A 17,512-nucleotide genomic window follows, 5' to 3' on the forward strand; every position below is an offset into this window, starting at 1 on the left:
GTGACCCAGCCTCCCCCGAACACGACGCCGCCGCCCGCCGGGCCCCCGCCCGTGGGCGGCGGCTTCGCGCCGCCCAGCGGCCCGGCGGTGCCCGCACAGCCCATCCCGCAGACGTACCCGCCGCTCCCCGGCTACCCGCCCCCGCCCGGGTACGCCCCGCACGTCGCGCCCGTGCCACCGGCCCTGGCTCCGAACGGCCAGCCGCTGGCCGGGTTCGGCGAGCGGCTGGTGGCCTGGCTGATCGACACGGCGGTCGCCACCGCGGTGGCGATGGTGCTCTTCGCGCCCGTCTTCATCTGGCTCGTCCTCCGCATGATCGACCGGATGCCGGCGCCCGGCCCGGACGGCACCGTGGCCGAGCCCGACCCGTTGGTGATCTTCGGCGACTTCCTCCTGCCGGTGCTCCTGGCCGAGCTGGGGCTGTTCCTCCTGCTGCTGGTCTTCTACTGGCTCTACCACGTGGAGTACGCCCGCCGGACCGGGCAGACGCTCGGCAAGAAGGTGATGAACCTGCGGATCATTCCGGCCCGACCCGACGCCACGCTGACCCGGGGCATGCTGGGCAAGCGCTACCTGGTCGAGTTCGTCGCCGCCTCACTGGTGCCGTTCCTCAACTACCTCGACGGCCTCTGGCAGCTCTGGGACAAGCCCTGGCAGCAGTGCCTGCACGACAAGGCCGCCGGCACGGTCGTCGTTAAGGTGGCACCGTGACCGTGAACGAGTGCAGCGAGGCATGTCCGTGAGTCTGGAACCCGGCTGGTACGTCGACCCCGCCGAACCGGAGACCCGCCGCTGGTGGGACGGCGAGGGCTGGATCGGTGCGCCGATCCCGGTCGACGTCACCCCGCCCGACGGTCCACCGCCCGCCGAGCCCGAACCGGCCGCCACGACGCCGGTCACCGGCTCCGCCCCCGACCGGCCGACCTCCGGCGCGCCGGGTGGCCCCACCGGTCGGCCGGTCGGGCCGGGCCCGTCCGGTCGACCCGGCCACGGCTGGGGACAGCCCGGGCAACCGGGCCAGGCGGGCCCGTGGCCCGGACAGCCCGGACAGCCCGGACAGGCCGGACCATGGCCGGGGCAGCCGGGGCAGCCCGGCCAGGTCGGGCAGCAGGGGCCGCCGCCGGGGTGGCCGTACCCGCAGTGGCCGGGCCGGCCGCCGGTGCCGCGTCCGCACGGGCTGCCGCTCGCCTCGTACGGTGCCCGGCTGGTCGCCCGCCTCATCGACCTGGGCGTGGTGTTCCTGCTCAACGTGGTGGTGAACGGCTGGTTCGTCTACCGCTACTTCGAGGCGATCGAGCCCTACCTGCGGGAGACCATGCGTCGGGCGTTGAACGGGGACACGTCCACCGAGGGGCTGCCCCAGATCGACGACCAGGCCGGCGGGTTGCAGGTCGCCATCCTGCTGATCGCCACCGCGCTCTGGTTCGCGTACGAGGTGCCGTCGATGGCGGCGCGCGGGCAGACGTTCGGCAAGCGGGTGGCCCGCGTACGCGCGCTGCCGATCGACGCGGACCAGCCGCTCGGCTTCGGCCGGGCCACCCGGCGGTGGAGCACGATGGGCCTGCCCACGCTGCTCTGGTACTGCTGCGGGCTGGGCCTGCTGCTCCAGTTCGTCGACGCCGTCTCGCCCCTGTTCGACCAGCCGCTGCGCCAGGCGCTGCACGACAAGCGGGCGCAGACCGTGGTGGTCCAACTCCCCCGCGACCGGCCCGACCCCCGTACCGCCCCGCGCGACCGCGCCGACCCCCCGGGAGACACCCCATGACCGAGACCGGACGTCACCAGCCTCCGCTGCGGCTCACCCGCGTCGACCTGGACGCGCTGCCCAACTACGTGCCCGGCCGCAGCCCCGCCGACCTGGCCCGGGAGCTGGGCCTGCCCGAGGCGATCAAGCTGGCCAGCAACGAGGTGCCGTACGGCCCGCTGCCCGGCGTGGTGGAGGCGGTCACCGAGGCGGTCGCCGGTTCGCACCGCTACCCGGACATGGGCGTGGTCGCGCTGCGCCAGGCGCTCGCCGAACGCTACGGCGTGGACGCCGACCGGATCGCCACCGGCTGCGGTTCGGTGGCGCTGGCCGAGCACCTGGTCCGGGCCACCTGCCTGCCCGGTGACGAGCTGCTCTACTCGTGGCGCTCGTTCGAGGCGTACCCGATCATCGCGGCGACCAGCGGCGCGACAAGCGTGCGGGTGCCGAACGACGCCGGCCACGGGCACGACCTCGCGGCGATGGCGGCGGCGGTGACCGACCGGACCCGGATGATCCTGGTCTGCAACCCGAACAACCCCACCGGTACGGCGGTGCGCAAGGCCGAGCTGGACCGCTTCCTCGACACGGTGCCGGACGACGTGCTCGTGGTGATCGACGAGGCGTACCGGGAGTTCGTCACCGACGCCGAGGTGCCGGACGGCCTGAGCTACCTGGACCGGCCGAACGTCGCGGTGCTGCGCACGCTGTCCAAGGCGTGGGGCCTGGCCGGCCTGCGGATCGGCTGGCTGGTGGCCGCGCCGGCCGTGGCCGCCGCCGTCCGCAAGGTGGTCACCCCGTTCTCCACCAGCATGGCCGCCCAGGCCGGCGCGCTGGCCGCGCTCGCCCAGGCCTACGAGGTGCAGCGGCGCTGCGCGCTGGTGGTGGCCGAGCGGGACCGGGTCACCGAGGCGCTGCGCAAGTTCGTGCCGGACGTCCCGGCCAGCCAGGCCAACTTCGTCTGGCTGCCGCTGGGCGACCGGGCGGTCGAGTTCGGCAGGGCGTGCGAGGCGCGCGGCGTGATCGTCCGGCCGTTCCCCGGCGACGGCGTACGGGTCACCATCGGCACCCCGGCCGAGAACGACGCGTTCCTGGCCGCCGCCGAGGCCGCGCTGGCCTGACCGGAAGGAGGGGCCCCTGCTTGACGCCTGGCATCGAGAAGGGGCCCCTTCTCACCGGCCGGTTCAGGTAGCAGCGAGCAGCACCGGCTCGGCCATCAGGAACCAGCCCTGGTCGTCGTCGATCTCGGTGGCGTGCTCCCGCACCCGTTCCACCGCCACGTAGCCGTCCACCGCGTACGCCCGGCCCGGTCGCCACCCGATCCCGGCCCGCCCGACGTCCAGCACGAACTCCGACCGGGACGCGCCGGTGAGCGGGTCCAGCGTGACAAGTTCCCGCCGGTCGGTCAGCAGGTGCACCCGGCCCGGCTCCTGGGCGAGCACCCGGGCCGGGTGGACGTCGGCCCGGCGCCACAGCTCCTCGCCGGTGCGGGGGGACCGCCCGACCACCATGCCGCCGGACGTGTCCACCACCCGCTCGCCGTCCAGCACTGAGCCGGAGGCGTCCAGGCCCGGCGCGGCAACCGGCTCGCCGGGATCGGTCACCAGCCAGCCCCGACTCTGCTCGCCGCCCGGCCCGGCGGTACGCAGGCCACGACAGCCGGAGTGCCCGTCGCGGCAGCCGACCGGCGTGACCACGAGTTGGCCCGGTGCGTCCGGTGGCCGCCAGCGGGTCCGTACCGTGCCGGTCCCCGCGTCCCGCAGCTCGACCGCGACCGGTCCCGCGCAGTTGTCCACCCCGACCAGGTCACCGCTCGCGGTGCTGCCCACGTCGGTCCGGCAACCCCGGCCGACGTCGGCACGCCAGAGCCGGCGGCCGTCGGCCAGCGCGTATCCGCCGACTGCGCCCGGACCGGCGGCGAGCAGCACGTCGAGGCCGTCGGCGGTGCGGGCGACGTGCAGGCCGGCCGGATCCCAGACCGTGGCCGCGAACGTGCGGCGGGGCTTCGGCACCGACCCCGGCACCGGGCCGTCGGCCCGCCAGGCCACCCGCCCGGTACGCGCGTCCAGCGCCACCAGCTTCCCGTCGGACCAGCGGCTGACCACCGTGGTGCCCTCGGCGAGCACCCCGACCAGCGTCGCCGGCCACCGGCGGTAGGACCAGAACGGGGTGACCCGGTGCCGGCCGGTGACCGGCTGGTCCGCGTACACCTGGCGGGTGCCGGCGTAGACGCGGAGCCGGCCGTCCACGACCAGCGGCGCCACCGGCAGCCGCCCGATCACCCCGACGGTCGGTGCGGGCGCCTCCGGGTACGGGTCCCGGGCCACGGTCTCGACCTCGGCCGGAGCCAGCACCCGGGCGACCACGGCGACCGACGCCGCGACGGCCAGCACCGCCACCAGCGCCACCACGGCCCGCCGCCTGCCGGCCTTCGCCATCCGCCACCTCCGCCCCGGCACCCTACCGGCCGGGGTCGGGCCGCGATCCGGTCGCCCGGCTCACGGCGGCACGGTCAGCCCGAGCCGTGGTCGCCGGGGCGACCACCAACGCGGCACGGTGGGCTCAGGCCGCCTCGGTGGAGTGGGTGGGACCGGCGGCCAGCGCCAGGTCGGCCAGGTCACGCCGGAGCGCGCTGTCCACCGCCCGGGCGGCCAGGCCGCCGAGGATGAGCGCCAGCACCCGACCGTACGGCCGGTTCGGCACCGCCTCCTGCTCGACGGTGACCTCGGTGCAGCCGCGCCGCCGCCGCTCGACGGTGCGCAACGTGAAGGTGATCCGGTAGTCGACGCCGGACCCGGGTGAGCCGAGCACCAGGCGGCGCGGGGCGACGGCCTCGACCACCTCGAACTCCTCCGGCTCGGCCCCGCCGTCCGGCCGGAGGCGGGTCTCCCGCCAGGTGGTGCCCGGCCCGAACGCACCGGCGGTGAGCACCTCGACCGCGCCGACCGCGGAGAGCCAGTCGGCGCGCGCCGGGAGGTCGGTGAGCAGGCGCCAGAGGTCGGCGTCCTGCGCCTCGATGAAGGCGGAAACGGTCACCGTCGACATGGCACCTCCCGTGTCGTCCACGGTACGGCCCGTCACCGGTGTGGGGGAGCCCCGCCGTGACATTTCCGCCGCCGGTGCCCCCACGGCGGGACACCGGGGTCGCCGGAGTCGATCAGTCGCGGAAGGCGTCGCGTCGCAACGCCGTGACGAACGCGCTCCACCCCGGCGGGCTCACCGCGAGCGCCGGACCGGTCGGGTCCTTGGAGTCGCGTACGCCCACCACGCCGTGCGCGGCCACCACGTTCGTGGCCACCTCGACGCAGAGGCCCTGATCGTTGGAACGGCTACTGGTGCGCCACACGGCACCGATCAGCTCGGTCATGCTCGGTCCTTCCTGTGTTTCCTCCTGGATGCGCCCGGACCGGCACCGCCCAGGGCCGGCACCGCCCGGGCGCACCCGATCCGCGTCGATCAACGCGCGAGGAAACGGCCCCGGTCGCACAATGGGTGCGACCAGGGCCGTGGGCTCGGAAAGCCGGATCTCAGCGGGCCGGGACGACCGTCCCGGTGACCTCGCCGAGCGCGATCGTGGTGCCGTCCGGTCCGGGCGCGGTGGCGGTGATCGTCACCGTGTCGCCGTCCTCCAGGAACGTCCGCTGGCTGCCGTCGGCGAACTTCACCGGCTCGGACCCGCCCCAGGTGAGTTCCAGGAACGAGCCGACCTGGCCGCGTTCCGGCCCGGACACGGTGCCGGAGGCGTAGAGGTCGCCGGTGCGCAGCGACGCTCCGTTGACGGTGAGGTGCGCGAGCTGCTGGGCCGGCGTCCAGTACATGGTGGCGAACGGCGGCTCGGCCACCCGCTCGCCGTTCCACTCCACCGACAGCGTCAGGTCCAGCCCGAGGTGCGGGGTGTCGCGGAGGTACTCCTGCACCGGCGGGTCCTGGTCGGGCGCGGGCACGAACGCGTCGGCGAGCGCGTCCAACGGGGTGACCCAGCCGGCGACCGAGGTGGCGAACGACTTGCCCAGGAACGGGCCGAGGGGTTGGTACTCCCAAGCCTGGATGTCCCGGGCCGACCAGTCGTTGACAAGCACCACGCCGAAGACGTGGTCGGCGAAGTCGGCCACCGGCACCGGATCGCCGAGCCGACTCGGCACGCCGACCACGAAGCCGACCTCGGCCTCGATGTCGAGGCGGACGGAGGCGCCGGTGGTGGGGCCCTGGGCGCTGGCGCGCTGCCCGGTGGGGCGGACCACGGGCGTGCCGGAGACGACCACCGTGCCGGCCCGGCCGTGGTAGCCGATCGGCACGTGCTTCCAGTTCGGCAGCAGCGGCGGCTGACCGGGCCGGAAGATCTGGCCGACGTTCGAGGCGTGGTGCTCCGAGGAGTAGAAATCGACGTAGTCCGCGACCTCGAACGGCAGCAGCAGCTCGATCTCACCCACCGGCGCCAGCAGCGGCTCCACCGCCGGCCGGTGCGCCGGATCGGTGAGCAGCTCGGTGACGCGCTCCCGGACGGCGGTCCACTGCGGCCGGCCGAGCGCCAGGAACGCGTTCAACGTCTGCCGGCCCAGCGCGCCGCCGGCCAGCACCAGACCGGCGGCCTCCGCGCCGGCCAGGTCCAGCACGAGGTCACCGATGCGGACACCGACGCGCGGCTCGCGGTCGCCGTGCCGGAACACGCCGTACGGCAGGTTCGTCACCCCGTACGGGGAACCCGCCGCCCCCTCAACCCACGTCATGCCGTGCTGGCCGGGCATGCCCTCACGGCCCTCGCTCCGCTCGGTGCGTTCGCTCATGCCTCGTAGCCTCCGTTCACCAGCCCCAGCCGGATCAGATCGGTAAGTGGTTCGGAGATGCTGCACGACCCGTACCCGACCCAGAGCGGGCGTTGCGCCTCGCGCCGACCCCGGGCCGCCTCGACCACGCGCACCACGTCGGTGACGGCCAGCAGCTCGGCCACGCCGTCCACGTCGGCGCCGTCGACCGCGGCCAGCGTGGCGGCCAGCACGTTGACGAAACCGTGGTGGGTGAAGCCGGTCTCCGGGTCGCGGTGCCGGATCGCGTGGTGCAGCCCGGCGGTGAGCTTGAACGGCAGGTCGCGGTCCCGGCAGGCGCAGATGACGGCGGCCAGCTCGACCGGGGTGGGGAACAGTTCGGCGGCCAACCCGCCGGTGCGGAACTTGGCCGCCACCGACAGTCCGCCGGCCCGCGCCTCGGCGAGCGCGTCCAGCGCCCCCATCAGCCCGAAGGTCAGCGGGATCTCCGCGTAGACGGCGGTGTCGTCGAGCCGCCCGGCGAGTGCGACCAGCTCGGCGAGGCCGGGCTGCGGATCCTCGCCCCGCTTGGCGACCGACGCCTCGACCTGCCGGGCGGTGACGCCCTCCGGCGTCAGGGCGGCGAGCGCGGCGGGCAGCCGGTCGAGGCCGGTGTCGCCGATCAGCCCGATGACGAAGCCCTCGGCCGGGTCCACCCGGCCGTGCAGCGCGCCGTCCTCGATCTCCGAGGCGGGCAGCAGCAGCGGGCCGACCAGGCCGGCGTACCAGGCGTCGCGGTGCCGGCGGTGCGCGGTCACCGCGTCGGGCAGCGCGGCGTTGCCGGGCGGGAAGACCGCGGCGTCGTCGACCAGGCCGGCGAGGAGGCGGGGCACCTGCGTTGACACGAGAGAAGAATGTACGGGACGCTACGAGGAACGGACAACCGCGTCCGATTATCGGACGCCACCGGCCGGCCAACGGGACATAACGGAGGCGAGATGCCGTACTACCGCAGCGTGGGCGAGGTGCCCCGCAAGCGCCACACCCAGTTCCGGCAGCCCGACGGCACGCTCTACGCCGAGGAGCTGGTCGGTCAGGAGGGCTTCTCCTCCGACTCGTCGCTGCTCTACCACCGGCACGCGCCGACCGCGATCCTCGCCGCCGAGGAGTTCGCCCCGCCCACCGTCACCCGGGTGCCGAACCTGCCGCTCAAGCCGCGTCACCTGCGCACCCACAAGCTGGACGGCAGCGGCGCGGACCCGGTGCTCGGCCGGCGTTACCTGCTCGCCAACGACGACGTCCGGATCGCGTACGTGCTGGCCGACCGGCCGTCCCCGCTGTTCCGGGACGCCACCGGCGACCACTGCCTCTACCTGGAGTCCGGCTCGATGCGGGTGGAGTCGCCGTTCGGCGTGCTCGACGCGGTGGCCGGCGACTACGTCGTCATTCCCACCTCGACCATCCACCGCCTGGTGCCGACCGGTGACGAGCCGACCCGGCTGCTGGCCGTCGAGGCGTCCGGCCACATCGGCCCGCCCAAGCGCTACCTCTCCGTACGCGGGCAGTTCCTGGAGCACTCGCCCTACTGCGAGCGCGACGTCCGGGGACCGGACACCCCGCTGCTGGTCGACGGCGAGGAGGTGGAGGTGCTGGTCAAGCACCGGCGCGGTTGGACGAGGTACGTCTACGCGAACCACCCGTTCGACGTGGTCGGCTGGGACGGGCACCTGTACCCGTGGGCGTTCTCCATCCACGACTTCGAGCCGATCACCGGGCGGATCCACCAGCCGCCGCCGGTGCACCAGACGTTCCAGGGCCCGAACTTCGTGATCTGCTCGTTCGTGCCGCGCAAGGTCGACTACCACCCGGCCGCCATCCCGGTGCCCTACAACCACCACAACGTCGACTCCGACGAGATGCTGTTCTACACCGGCGGCAACTACGAGGCCCGGCGCGGCTCCGGCATCGAGCAGGGCTCGATCTCGCTGCACCCGTCCGGCTTCACCCACGGCCCGCAGCCGGGTGCCGCCGAGCGGTCGATCGGGGCGGACTTCTTCGACGAGCTGGCGGTCATGGTGGACACGTTCCGCCCGCTTGACCTCTGCGACGCGGGCACCGCGTGCGAGGACGACGGCTACGCCTGGACCTGGGCGCGCAAGCCCTGACGTACGCGACGAGGGGCCGCCCGCAGGCGGCCCCTCGGCACCGGTCGGAGCGTCAGAACGTGGACGCGTCGATGACGAAGCGGTAGCGCACGTCGGACGCGAGCACCCGCTCGTACGCCTCGTTGATCTTCTCGGCCGGAATCACCTCGATCTCGGCGCCCAGCCCGTGCTCGGCGCAGAAGTCGAGCATCTCCTGGGTCTCCGCGATGCCGCCGATGCTCGACCCGGCGAACAACCGCCGGCCCGGGATCAGCGAGAACGCGTGCACCGACAGCGGCTCCTCCGGGGCGCCCACGTTGACAAGCGTCCCGTCCACCGCGAGCAGCCGCAGGTACGCGTTCATGTCGATGGTCGCGCTCACCGTGTTGATGATCAGGTCGAACGAGCCGGCCAGTTCCGTGAACGTGTCCTCGTCGGAGGTCGCGAAGTAGTGGTCGGCGCCGAGCCGCAGCCCGTCCTCCCGCTTCTTCAACGACTGGGACAGCACCGTCACCTCGGCGCCCATCGCGTGGGCCAGCTTCACGGCCATGTGACCGAGACCGCCCATGCCGATCACGGCCACCTTCCGGCCCGGCCCGGCGTTCCAGTGCCGCAGCGGCGAGTACGTGGTGATACCGGCACAGAGCAGCGGCGCGGCGGCATCCAGCTCGATGCCGTCCGGAATGCGCAGCACGAAGTCCTCGGTGACCACGATGGCCTGCGAGTAGCCGCCCTGGGTCGGCTTGCCGTCCCGGCCCACGCCGGCGTACGTGCCGGTGCTGCCCTTCAGGCAGTACTGCTCCAGGCCCCTGCGGCAGCTGTCGCACTCCCGGCAGGAGTCGACCAGGCAGCCGACGCCGACCCGGTCGCCGACGGCGAACTTCGTCACCGCGGAGCCGACCTCCCGCACCACGCCGGCGATCTCGTGGCCGACCACGATCGGGTAGCGGGTCGGCCCCCACTCACTGCGCGCGGTGTGGATGTCGGAGTGGCAGATACCGGCGAACTTGATGTCGATGAGGACGTCGTCCGGGCCGAGGTCCCGCCGCTCGATGGTGGTCGGCGTGAGCGGGTCGGTCGCGGACGTCGCCGCGTAGGCGTTGACAGTCAGCATTCCACTTTCCTACCCCCGGTTGAGCAGGGCGAATCCGGCGACCACCGAGGCCGTGACGGCGCCCACCAGCGGCCACGGGCCGCCGACCAGCGCGTAGACCACCAGCAGCACCGGCGCGGCGGCCCCCGCGTAGACGGCCGGCGCCAGACCCCGGGACATCGCGTCCCGCGCGCCGGGCAGCCGGCTCACCGGCCGCCAGGCCAGCAGCCCCACCCCGACCGCCGCCAGCACCGCGAGCAGGCGGGACGCGACCGGCGCGGTCGGTCCCAGCGCGGCGACCAGCACGGTCGCGGCCAGCGACCAACCGGCGGCGGACAGCACGAGCCGGCGTACGCCCGCGTCGACGGCACGCACCGGATCGGGACCGGGCGGGGAGATGTCGGCCACCTCGGTCAGGTGCTCCAGTGTCTCCGCGTAACGCCGCCGGTCCAGCCGGGCCACGCCCGGGTCCCGCCCCGCGTCGGCCAGCTCCGGGTCCAGCCGCAACGCCTCCCGGTAGGCCCGCTCGGCCAGGTCGAACAGCTCCAGCCGCACCGCGACCAGGCCGAGCACCAGGTGCGCCTCCGGCTCGTCCGGCGTCAGCTCGACGCCCCGCCAGGCGGCGTCCAGCGCCGGCTGCCCGTTGCGCGAGGCGGACAGGATGGCGGCGGCGCTGCGCTGCGCGTACGCGTCGGCCGGGCCCAGCGCCAGGAGTTCGTCAGCGGTGCCCGCGGCGGCCTTCCAACGCTCCAGGTCGAGCAGCGCGAACCCGCGTGCGACAAGCGCCGGCGCGTTCCCCGGCGCGGCGGCGACCGCCGCCTCGGCCACCGTCAGCGCCTCGTCGGGACGACCGGCGGCGAGCTGCATCCGGGCCAGCATGGTCAGCGCGGCGAGGTGCGCGGGCTCCGCCGCGATCAGCGCGGTCAGCTCGCCGATCCCCTCGTCGTAGCGGCCCAGCTCGGCGAGGAGGTGGGCACGTTGCAGGTAGCCATCGGCGGCGGACTGGTCGGGGGCGGCGTCACTCGGCATCCCGGCGAGCGTAACCGCCCCGGCTCGTCAACCGCCCGTCAGCGCGCGGTCAGGTGCCGCGGCAGGACGCGCCCGCCCCGCCCCCGCAGGTCCCGAGGCTGCACCACCTGCGCAGGCCGCTCTCGTCCAGGAACAACCACCCGCAGCGTTCGTCCGGGCAGGCCCGAACCGTGAGCCGGCCCGGATCGGCGAGCAGTTGCGCGGCGCTGAACGCGGCGGCGTGCACGGGCAGCCGCAGCCCGGCGGCGAGGTCGATCCACCAGCGACCGCGCCCGTCCGCCGCCCGCCGGAACACCGCCGTCCGGGCAGCCGCCCCGGCGGCGCGGGCGACCGTGTCGAAGGCCCGACGGTCGGCCGGATCGACCAGGCTGGCGTAGAGCGCGGTCCGCAGCGTACGGGCCTCGGCGAGCACCGCCTCCGCGGTGCCGGGGTCACGTCGGGCGAGGTGCAGCAGGCGGTTCACCGACACCTCGTCGGTCAGCCCGACGTGGCCCGCCCAGACGGCGAGCGTCCGGTAGCCGCGCAGCCACTCCGCACCGGGCAGGGGAGAGTCCCGGCCCCACCCCGCGTACGTGTTGCAGAAGTCGAGCGCGGGATGGCCGCCGACGCTCCACGGCAGGCTCTCGTCGCGGACCCGGACCTCGTACACCGGCCGCCCGGACCGCTCCAGCCGGTCGTCACCGGCGAGCACCCGGCGGTACACCTCCCCCAGCCGGGGCCCCGGCTCGACGCCGACGTCCGCCGCGAGCCGCTCCCGGGTGGTGCGGTAGAGCCGCAGCGCGTCGGCCCGCCGGGCCCCCCGGTACAGCGCGGTCATCAGGACGGCCACGAGCTGTTCCCGGGTGGGGTGCCGGGCCGCCAGCGGCAGGAGATCCGCGATCGCCGATCCGTGCCGGCCCAACGCGAGCTGCGCCTCGGCACGCAGCTCCACCGCGACCAGGCGAAGCTCCTCGACGGTTCCGTGCAGCCGGTCGCGCAGCTCGCCGTCCGCCACGTCGGCGAGCAGCGGCCCCCGCCAGAGGGCCAGCCCCCGGTCGAGCAGCCGCACCCGCGCGTCCGGCTCGGCGGTGACGCCGGCCACCCGGACCAGGTCGCCGAACTCGTCGACGTCGACCCGATGCCCGACCCGGTCGACGACGTAGCCCCCGCCCCGGGTGCCGATCCGCACCCCGTACGGGTGCAACGCGGCCCGCAACCGCCCGACGTACGTCTGCACCGCGCCCCGGGCCGCGGCCGGTGGCCGGCCGTTCCACAGCAGGTCGGCGAGCCGGTCGGTCGACACCACCCGGCCCGTGTCGAGCAGCAGCAGCCCGAGCAGGCAGCGCTCCTGCCGCCGGACGCCGAGTTCGACGGCCCGGCCGTCGTGGCGGGCCTCGAACGGCCCGAGCAGGCGGAACTCCATACCGAACAGGACGAGGGGACCCGGGCCGGCGGTTGTCACCCGGCGGTGAGCGCGTGGTGGGCGGCCCGGCCGCCGGGCGGGGACGGCCGGACGATCGACCCGACTGCCGGGGCGAAAGCGGTGAGCCGATGGTGATCCGGTGGCACGATCCTGGTCCGGCCCGGGTCAGCGACAGGACGGAGTGACCATGCGATTCACAATCAGCGCCGCGGTGACGGCGGTCGTGACGGCGGTCGTGGCGACGCTTCCCGGTCCGGCATCCGCCGCCGACCGTTCGCCGGGCGCCTGGGTGCCGGCGCCGCAGGAGGCGTTCGAGTTGCCCGCCGGGGCCCGGTGCACGTTCGCGGTTCGGGTGGAGCCGATCGTCGACGAGGTGCGGAAGCTGACGCTGGAGACCTACCCGGACGGCTCACCGAAGCGGGAACTGTTCACCGGCGCCCTGCTCGACCGGGTGACCAACCTGGAGACCGGTGCCACCTCCACGGCCGACGCGAGCGGCACCTCGCTCGTCGTCCACGGCACGGACGGGTCGATGACCTGGTACGTCACCGGCCCGGTGCTGCTCGGCTTCCGGGAGAACGCCGGCACGCTGCCGAAGGGGCTGTGGATCGTCGACGGCCAGTTCCGGGTGGCGTTCACGCCCACCTTCGACAAGACCATCACGATGCTCCACGGCACGACCCACAACGTCTGCACCGACGTGGACTGAGCCCCGGCCCGGCGACCGGCCTCCCCGGTCGCCGGGTCACGCCGTCGGCGCCTGGTACACCAGCGCCACCGCGATGCCGGCCAGCCCCTCGCCGCGCCCGGTGAAGCCCAGGCTGTCGGTGGTCGCCGCGGACACGGTGACCGGCGCGCCGACCGCCTCGGAGAGCACCCGCTGCGCCTCGTCCCGACGCGAACCGATCCGGGGCCGGTTGCCGACCACCTGCACCGACACGTTGCCGATCACGAAGCCGGCCGCCCGCACCCGGCGCGCGCTCTCGGTCAGCAGCGCCACCCCGGAGGCGCCGGCCCACTCCGGCTGGTCGACGCCGAAGTTGGCGCCCAGGTCGCCGAGGCCGGCGGCGGAGAGCACCGCGTTGCAGGCGGCGTGCGCCACCACGTCGGCGTCCGAGTGGCCGGCCAACCCGTCCTGCCCCGGCCAGTGCAGACCGGCGACCCAGCAGGGCCGACCGGCCGCGAACGCGTGCACGTCGGTGCCGACGGCCACCCGAGGAACGATCATGACGCCGAGCGTACGCGTACGCCGTGATCAAGGAGTTCGGGTCACCGTCGGTCCGGACGGCGACGCAAACCCCTTGGTCAACTCCGGAGGGCGGAGGGCGGAGGGCGGAGGGTCAGGCGCCGGTGGCCAGGAGGTGTTCGGCCAGCGTCAGGTCGAACGGGCGGGTGATCTTCAGGGCCAGCTCGGAGCCGGGCACGCAGAACACCGCGACGCCCTGCTTCTCCACCAGGCCGGCGTCGTCGGTGAGCGAATCACCTGCCGCCCGGTGCGCGGCGGTCAGCACCGGCCGGCGGAAGCCCTGCGGCGTCTGCACCGCGCGCAGGACGGCCCGGTCGACGGTGCCGAGCACCCGCTCGACGGCGTCGACCTCCTTGATCGTGTCGACCACCGGCAGCACCGGGATCACCGCGTCGTGCCCGCCCCGGACCGCCGCGGCCACCGACTCGACCAACTCGGGCGGGGTGAGCGCCCGGGCCGCGTCATGGACCAGGACGATCTCCGGCCCGGCCGGCACGGCGGCGAGCGCCGCCGCGACGGAAGCCTGGCGTTCGGCGCCGCCCGGCACCACGGTCACCGGCGCCACCGGGGCCAGCAGCGCGCGCACCGATTCGACGTCGGCGGCCGGCGCGGCCACCACGATCGTGTGCACCGACGGCGCGGCGGCGATCCGGCGGACGGCGTGCACCAGCAGCGGCTCGCCGCCGAGCGCCCGAAGCGCCTTGGGAGCGCCGGGGCCGAGGCGTACGCCGGCACCGGCCGCAGGAACGAGGACCGCGACGTCACCGCGCGGATTGAGCTGCGCGGTCACGTCGCGGTCCTCGGTTTCGTTCATGGTGCTGCGGGTAGAGGCAGCGGTGCGGATCAGGCTTCGGTCAGCACCTTGTCGAGCAGCGACTCCGCCTCGTCCTTCGTGCTCTTCTCGGCCAGCGCGACCTCGCCCACGAGGATGTCACGGGCCTTGGCGAGCATGCGCTTCTCGCCCGCCGACAGGCCCCGCTCCCGCTCCCGGCGCCACAGGTCGCGGACGACCTCGGCCACCTTCAGCGGGTTGCCGGAGGCCAGCTTCTCCAGATTTGCCTTGTAACGCCGCGACCAGTTGGTGGGCTCCTCGGTGTGCGGAGCACGGAGCACGTCGAAGACCTTGCCCAGGCCCTCTTCGCCGACCACCTCGCGCACACCCACGATCTCGGCGTTCTCGGCGGGCACCCGGACCGTCAGGTCACCCTGCGCGACCCTCAGGACGAGGTACTCCCTGGGCTCGCCCTTGATGACCCGAGTCTCGATTGCCTCGATGAGTGCGGCCCCGTGGTGGGGGTAAACAACGGTCTCGCCGACACTGAAAACCATAGGTTCGAAACCCCTTTCGCTGTGTCTAGGGTAACACGCTCAGGCACCGATGTCTCACCGCTGTCCTGATCGTTGGCGCAGCTCAGGGGCCCTGTGAGAGGTATTTCTTCGGCTTGACAGGAGGCCAAGACGATGGTTTAACCACGCTCCGTGACGAACAAATAACTACCCGGTACGGGTGACGACCGGAGCGATCAGATCTAGGGCAATGCGCTCCTTCCATGGTAGCTCCGCAACTCCACCCGCGCCCAGGTGTGGCGGTACGGCCCCCGGTGCGGGACGCTGGTGGTGGACGTGACGTCCGCTCGCCGAGACGTTCCTGGGGGTCCGATGGGCGTGCCTGACGCTGACGGCCAGGGGCCGGCGGACGGGTTGCCGGGGCTGCCCCCGGAGTGGGGTCGCATCGTCGTGCCCGACGACGCCTCGGCGCTCGCCGACGAGGCCCGGCAGATCCGCCGGGAGCTGCGCCGCGCCCCGCGCCCCGCCGGGCGTCCGGCCCGGTTCACGCTTCCCCTGCTGGCGCTGCTGGCCTCGGTGTTGATCACGCTCGCCGGGCTGGCCACCGTCACCTGGCCACGGCCCCACCGCTCCCCCGGCGCGCCGACCGTGCTGCCCCGGTCCACCCCCGCCACGCCCGCGGCGATCGGCCCGCTGCCCGCGCTCGACCTGGTCGGCGCCGACGACACGCCGGTGCCCCTGCGCAGCCTGCTGCCCGCCATGATCATCCTGGTCGACGCCTGTGCCTGCGCCGAACAGGTCGGCACGGCGGCGGCCACCGCGCCCGCCGGAGTCACCGTGGTCACCGTGACCGAGGGCCGCCGCGCCGGGCCCGCCACCGCGACCGGCGTACGCCCGCTCGGCGACCCGGCCGGCGGCCTGCGTTCCTACCTGCATCTCTCGGCCCGACCGGGCACCGCCGCCGCACTGCTCGTGGACCGGCGGGGCACGCTTGTCAGAATGGTGCCGGAGCTGGGGCCGGCGGCGGACTACCAGGCCGACCTGGCCCGGTTGGCCGGCTGAACCCGGCCCAGCGGCTCAGCGGCTCAGTAGAGCGCCTCCAGCCGGGCGTTCAGCTCGACCTCGCCCCGCAGTGCGGCGAACCGCACCCACACCGGCGCGCCCGTGCCGTCCAGGAACCCGACGTTCACCTGCCCGCCGCAGCTCAGCACTCGCTCGACGCCGTCAGCGCCGGCACCTGTCACCCGCATCGACACGGCGCCGTCGCCGGCGCAGCCCACCGACAGCCGGTACTCGTCACCCGGCGCCGGGTTCGCCTGCCGCACGACCGGCGGGCCACCCGGCACCAGCCGGGACGTCTCCCGCCACACCACGTGCGACACGTTGCCCCGGCGCGTCCCCCCGTCGGGCTCCACGTCGACCACCACCGGCGCACGGACCTCACCGGTGCGGGGATCGACCTCGACCACCATCCGGGAGCGGGGTGCCGGCGGCTCGGGTGTCGACCCGGCCCCCGCGCCGAGATCCACCCGGGACCGGGCGAGGTCGTCGGTGGAGGCGCCGACCGTCGTGCCCAGCCACGGCGCCGCCGACCGCCACCACCACGCGCCGACCGCCAACGTCAACACGGTCAGGCCCGCCAGCACTGCCCGCCGGATCCGCTCCTCCGAGGCCATGCCGGCAGCGTATCGACGCCACGGGGAACCGTCAGCCCGTGCGCTCCAGCAACGCCGCGTAGAGCGTCAGCCCCGGCCCGAACGCGAGCATCACCACCCGGCGCGGCGGCGGCGTACGGCTCAGCCGGTCCAGGATCAGCAGCACCGTCGGGGACGAACAGTTGCCGTGCTCGGCGAGCGTCTCCCGGGACGCCGCCAGCGCCGTCGGCGGTAGCTCCAGCTCGCGCTCCACCACGTTGAGGATCCGGGGACCACCCGGGTGCACCGCCCAGCCGTCCACCCCGGACCGGTCGCACCCGTGCCGGGCCAACAGGTCGTCCACCAGGTCACGGACGAACCGGGACAGCACCTTCGGCACCTTCGGCGACAGCCCCATCCGGAAACCGGTGTCGGTGACGTCCCAGGTCATGTGGTCGGCGGTGGAGGTGTCGGTGACGGAGGTGACCTCGCGCAACGCGTACCCCGGGCCGCCGGGGACGACCACGGCGGCGACCGCGGCGTCCGAGAACAGCGCGTGCGAGACGATCTGCTGGGTGTCCACCCGGGCGCCCGGCGGCTGGATGTGCAGGCTGGTCAGCTCCGCGCAGAGCAGCAGCGCCGGCCGCCCCCGGGCGGTGACGAAGTCGCTCACCGCGCCGAGCCCGGGCAGCGCCGCGTAACACCCCATGTGGCCGACGAACATGCGCTGGGTGTCCGGGGCCATGCCGAGGTCACGGGCCAGCAGGATGTCCAGGCCGGGCGTCGCGTAACCGGTGCAGGAGCAGACCACGAACAGCCCGACGTCGCCGGCGTCCAGGCCGGCGGCGGTGAGCGCGCGGCTGACCGCCTCCTTCCCGAGCGGCAACGCCTCGACCTGGTAGCGACGCATCCGACGCTCGGTCGGCCACTCCGAGACGTCCTCCAGCAGCGGATTCACCGCCGCCTGCCGCCGGGTCACCCCGGAGTTGGCGAAGATCTTCTCGGCCAGCACCCGCGTGGTGCCCGAGAAGTGCTTCTCGAAGAAACCCGTCCACAGCTCGTCCTGCGCGGCGCCCGGCGGCACCGCCGTGCCCAGACCCGCGATCACCGGTACGCCCACGTCCCCCACCTCTCGACGACTTTCTCCGCTCCAGGGCCGACCTTCGTTCGCGACCGCGGGGCTCGCAGAAC

General features: G+C 74.3%; 19 protein-coding genes. 6 read left to right on the top strand and 13 right to left on the bottom strand.

Annotation, left to right across the window (positions count from 1 at the left end; genetic code table 11):
* From ACIA6B_RS16000 to hisC, 3 genes are read left to right on the top strand one after another with little or no spacing between them, the layout of a single operon-like run.
* Positions 1 to 711 (top strand): RDD family protein, encoded by a 711-nt coding sequence (locus tag ACIA6B_RS16000; RefSeq protein WP_396773951.1) that lies wholly within the window; start codon positions 1 to 3, stop codon positions 709 to 711.
* Positions 712 to 739: 28 nt separating this feature from the next.
* Positions 740 to 1,765 carry an RDD family protein gene (locus tag ACIA6B_RS16005; protein ID WP_396773953.1) on the top strand — a complete coding sequence of 342 codons (1,026 nt, stop codon included), beginning with the start codon at positions 740 to 742 and terminating at the stop codon, positions 1,763 to 1,765.
* Positions 1,762 to 2,865, top strand: coding sequence for a histidinol-phosphate transaminase (gene hisC / locus ACIA6B_RS16010; protein ID WP_396773955.1), 1,104 nt, complete (start codon positions 1,762 to 1,764; stop codon positions 2,863 to 2,865). Before ACIA6B_RS16005 ends, hisC begins: the two co-directional genes overlap by 4 nt.
* 63 nt (positions 2,866 to 2,928) lie before the next feature.
* Here hisC and ACIA6B_RS16015 read toward each other — a convergent pair whose 3' ends face one another.
* The 5 genes from ACIA6B_RS16015 to ACIA6B_RS16035 all read right to left on the bottom strand — a co-directional run bounded on the left by ACIA6B_RS16015 (position 2,929) and on the right by ACIA6B_RS16035 (position 7,391).
* Positions 2,929 to 4,182 (bottom strand): PQQ-binding-like beta-propeller repeat protein, encoded by a 1,254-nt coding sequence (locus ACIA6B_RS16015; protein WP_396773957.1) that lies wholly within the window; start codon positions 4,180 to 4,182, stop codon positions 2,929 to 2,931.
* Between the two features lie 124 nt (positions 4,183 to 4,306).
* Positions 4,307 to 4,789 carry an SRPBCC domain-containing protein gene (locus tag ACIA6B_RS16020; protein ID WP_396773959.1) on the bottom strand — a complete coding sequence of 161 codons (483 nt, stop codon included), beginning with the start codon at positions 4,787 to 4,789 and terminating at the stop codon, positions 4,307 to 4,309.
* A 112-nt stretch (positions 4,790 to 4,901) separates the two neighbouring features.
* Entirely contained in the window at positions 4,902 to 5,111 is a 210-nt protein-coding gene (locus ACIA6B_RS16025; protein WP_281934463.1) for a DUF397 domain-containing protein, read from the bottom strand.
* A gap of 160 nt (positions 5,112 to 5,271) precedes the next feature.
* Positions 5,272 to 6,471, bottom strand: a complete 1,200-nt coding sequence (gene fahA / locus ACIA6B_RS16030; RefSeq protein WP_396774145.1) for a fumarylacetoacetase — start codon at positions 6,469 to 6,471, stop codon at positions 5,272 to 5,274.
* Between the two features lie 53 nt (positions 6,472 to 6,524).
* Entirely contained in the window at positions 6,525 to 7,391 is an 867-nt protein-coding gene (locus ACIA6B_RS16035) for a hypothetical protein (RefSeq protein WP_396773961.1), read from the bottom strand.
* A 93-nt stretch (positions 7,392 to 7,484) separates the two neighbouring features.
* Between ACIA6B_RS16035 and ACIA6B_RS16040 the strand changes: the two genes are divergently transcribed.
* Positions 7,485 to 8,651 carry a homogentisate 1,2-dioxygenase gene (locus ACIA6B_RS16040; protein WP_396773962.1) on the top strand — a complete coding sequence of 389 codons (1,167 nt, stop codon included), beginning with the start codon at positions 7,485 to 7,487 and terminating at the stop codon, positions 8,649 to 8,651.
* Positions 8,652 to 8,703: 52 nt separating this feature from the next.
* Here ACIA6B_RS16040 and ACIA6B_RS16045 read toward each other — a convergent pair whose 3' ends face one another.
* The 3 genes from ACIA6B_RS16045 to ACIA6B_RS16055 are packed head-to-tail and all read right to left on the bottom strand — an operon-like array spanning position 8,704 to position 12,154.
* Positions 8,704 to 9,744: an NAD(P)-dependent alcohol dehydrogenase gene (locus tag ACIA6B_RS16045; RefSeq protein WP_396773964.1), complete on the bottom strand. Its 1,041-nt coding sequence runs from the start codon at positions 9,742 to 9,744 to the stop codon at positions 8,704 to 8,706.
* Between the two features lie 9 nt (positions 9,745 to 9,753).
* Positions 9,754 to 10,752, bottom strand: coding sequence for a tetratricopeptide repeat protein (locus ACIA6B_RS16050; RefSeq protein WP_396773966.1), 999 nt, complete (start codon positions 10,750 to 10,752; stop codon positions 9,754 to 9,756).
* Between the two features lie 49 nt (positions 10,753 to 10,801).
* Positions 10,802 to 12,154, bottom strand: coding sequence for a BTAD domain-containing putative transcriptional regulator (locus ACIA6B_RS16055; RefSeq protein WP_396773967.1), 1,353 nt, complete (start codon positions 12,152 to 12,154; stop codon positions 10,802 to 10,804).
* 187 nt (positions 12,155 to 12,341) lie between these two features.
* Between ACIA6B_RS16055 and ACIA6B_RS16060 the strand changes: the two genes are divergently transcribed.
* Positions 12,342 to 12,863 (top strand): hypothetical protein, encoded by a 522-nt coding sequence (locus ACIA6B_RS16060; protein WP_396773969.1) that lies wholly within the window; start codon positions 12,342 to 12,344, stop codon positions 12,861 to 12,863.
* 36 nt (positions 12,864 to 12,899) lie between these two features.
* Here ACIA6B_RS16060 and ispF read toward each other — a convergent pair whose 3' ends face one another.
* From ispF to ACIA6B_RS16075, 3 genes are all read right to left on the bottom strand, one after another.
* On the bottom strand, positions 12,900 to 13,382 hold the full coding sequence (gene ispF, locus ACIA6B_RS16065; RefSeq protein WP_396773971.1) for a 2-C-methyl-D-erythritol 2,4-cyclodiphosphate synthase: 483 nt from the start codon (positions 13,380 to 13,382) through the stop codon (positions 12,900 to 12,902).
* A 112-nt stretch (positions 13,383 to 13,494) separates the two neighbouring features.
* Complete coding sequence (gene ispD, locus ACIA6B_RS16070; RefSeq protein ID WP_396774147.1) at positions 13,495 to 14,190, bottom strand: 2-C-methyl-D-erythritol 4-phosphate cytidylyltransferase; 696 nt, start codon at positions 14,188 to 14,190, stop codon at positions 13,495 to 13,497.
* Between the two features lie 53 nt (positions 14,191 to 14,243).
* Positions 14,244 to 14,729: a CarD family transcriptional regulator gene (locus ACIA6B_RS16075; RefSeq protein ID WP_091610855.1), complete on the bottom strand. Its 486-nt coding sequence runs from the start codon at positions 14,727 to 14,729 to the stop codon at positions 14,244 to 14,246.
* Positions 14,730 to 15,059: 330 nt separating this feature from the next.
* Between ACIA6B_RS16075 and ACIA6B_RS16080 the strand changes: the two genes are divergently transcribed.
* Positions 15,060 to 15,749 (top strand): hypothetical protein, encoded by a 690-nt coding sequence (locus ACIA6B_RS16080; protein ID WP_396773973.1) that lies wholly within the window; start codon positions 15,060 to 15,062, stop codon positions 15,747 to 15,749.
* Positions 15,750 to 15,772: 23 nt separating this feature from the next.
* On the opposite strand, the gene ACIA6B_RS16085 is transcribed toward ACIA6B_RS16080, so the two are convergent.
* Both ACIA6B_RS16085 and ACIA6B_RS16090 read right to left on the bottom strand, forming a co-directional pair.
* The gene (locus ACIA6B_RS16085) at positions 15,773 to 16,363 is read right to left on the bottom strand and encodes a hypothetical protein (protein WP_396773975.1); all 591 of its coding nucleotides are present in this window, start codon (positions 16,361 to 16,363) and stop codon (positions 15,773 to 15,775) included.
* Between the two features lie 31 nt (positions 16,364 to 16,394).
* Positions 16,395 to 17,450, bottom strand: coding sequence for a type III polyketide synthase (locus tag ACIA6B_RS16090; RefSeq protein ID WP_396773977.1), 1,056 nt, complete (start codon positions 17,448 to 17,450; stop codon positions 16,395 to 16,397).
* Positions 17,451 to 17,512: the final 62 nt, after the last annotated feature.

The sequence above is a fragment of the Micromonospora sp. NPDC051141 genome (assembly GCF_044455765.1).
Lineage (GTDB): Bacteria > Actinomycetota > Actinomycetes > Mycobacteriales > Micromonosporaceae > Micromonospora.

Excerpts from the sequence above, each read along its gene's own strand:
- hisC (WP_396773955.1), top strand. The coding sequence starts at position 1,762 with ATGACCGAGACCGGACGTCACCAGCCTCCGCTGCGGCTCACCCGCGTC.
- ACIA6B_RS16015 (WP_396773957.1), bottom strand. The coding sequence starts at position 4,182 with ATGGCGAAGGCCGGCAGGCGGCGGGCCGTGGTGGCGCTGGTGGCGGTG.
- ACIA6B_RS16020 (WP_396773959.1), bottom strand. The coding sequence starts at position 4,789 with ATGTCGACGGTGACCGTTTCCGCCTTCATCGAGGCGCAGGACGCCGAC.
- ACIA6B_RS16025 (WP_281934463.1), bottom strand. The coding sequence starts at position 5,111 with ATGACCGAGCTGATCGGTGCCGTGTGGCGCACCAGTAGCCGTTCCAAC.
- fahA (WP_396774145.1), bottom strand. The coding sequence starts at position 6,471 with ATGACGTGGGTTGAGGGGGCGGCGGGTTCCCCGTACGGGGTGACGAAC.
- ACIA6B_RS16040 (WP_396773962.1), top strand. The coding sequence starts at position 7,485 with ATGCCGTACTACCGCAGCGTGGGCGAGGTGCCCCGCAAGCGCCACACC.
- ACIA6B_RS16045 (WP_396773964.1), bottom strand. The coding sequence starts at position 9,744 with ATGCTGACTGTCAACGCCTACGCGGCGACGTCCGCGACCGACCCGCTC.
- ACIA6B_RS16050 (WP_396773966.1), bottom strand. The coding sequence starts at position 10,752 with ATGCCGAGTGACGCCGCCCCCGACCAGTCCGCCGCCGATGGCTACCTG.
- ACIA6B_RS16055 (WP_396773967.1), bottom strand. The coding sequence starts at position 12,154 with ATGGAGTTCCGCCTGCTCGGGCCGTTCGAGGCCCGCCACGACGGCCGG.
- ACIA6B_RS16060 (WP_396773969.1), top strand. The coding sequence starts at position 12,342 with ATGCGATTCACAATCAGCGCCGCGGTGACGGCGGTCGTGACGGCGGTC.
- ispF (WP_396773971.1), bottom strand. The coding sequence starts at position 13,382 with ATGATCGTTCCTCGGGTGGCCGTCGGCACCGACGTGCACGCGTTCGCG.
- ACIA6B_RS16075 (WP_091610855.1), bottom strand. The coding sequence starts at position 14,729 with ATGGTTTTCAGTGTCGGCGAGACCGTTGTTTACCCCCACCACGGGGCC.
- ACIA6B_RS16080 (WP_396773973.1), top strand. The coding sequence starts at position 15,060 with ATGGGCGTGCCTGACGCTGACGGCCAGGGGCCGGCGGACGGGTTGCCG.
- ACIA6B_RS16085 (WP_396773975.1), bottom strand. The coding sequence starts at position 16,363 with ATGGCCTCGGAGGAGCGGATCCGGCGGGCAGTGCTGGCGGGCCTGACC.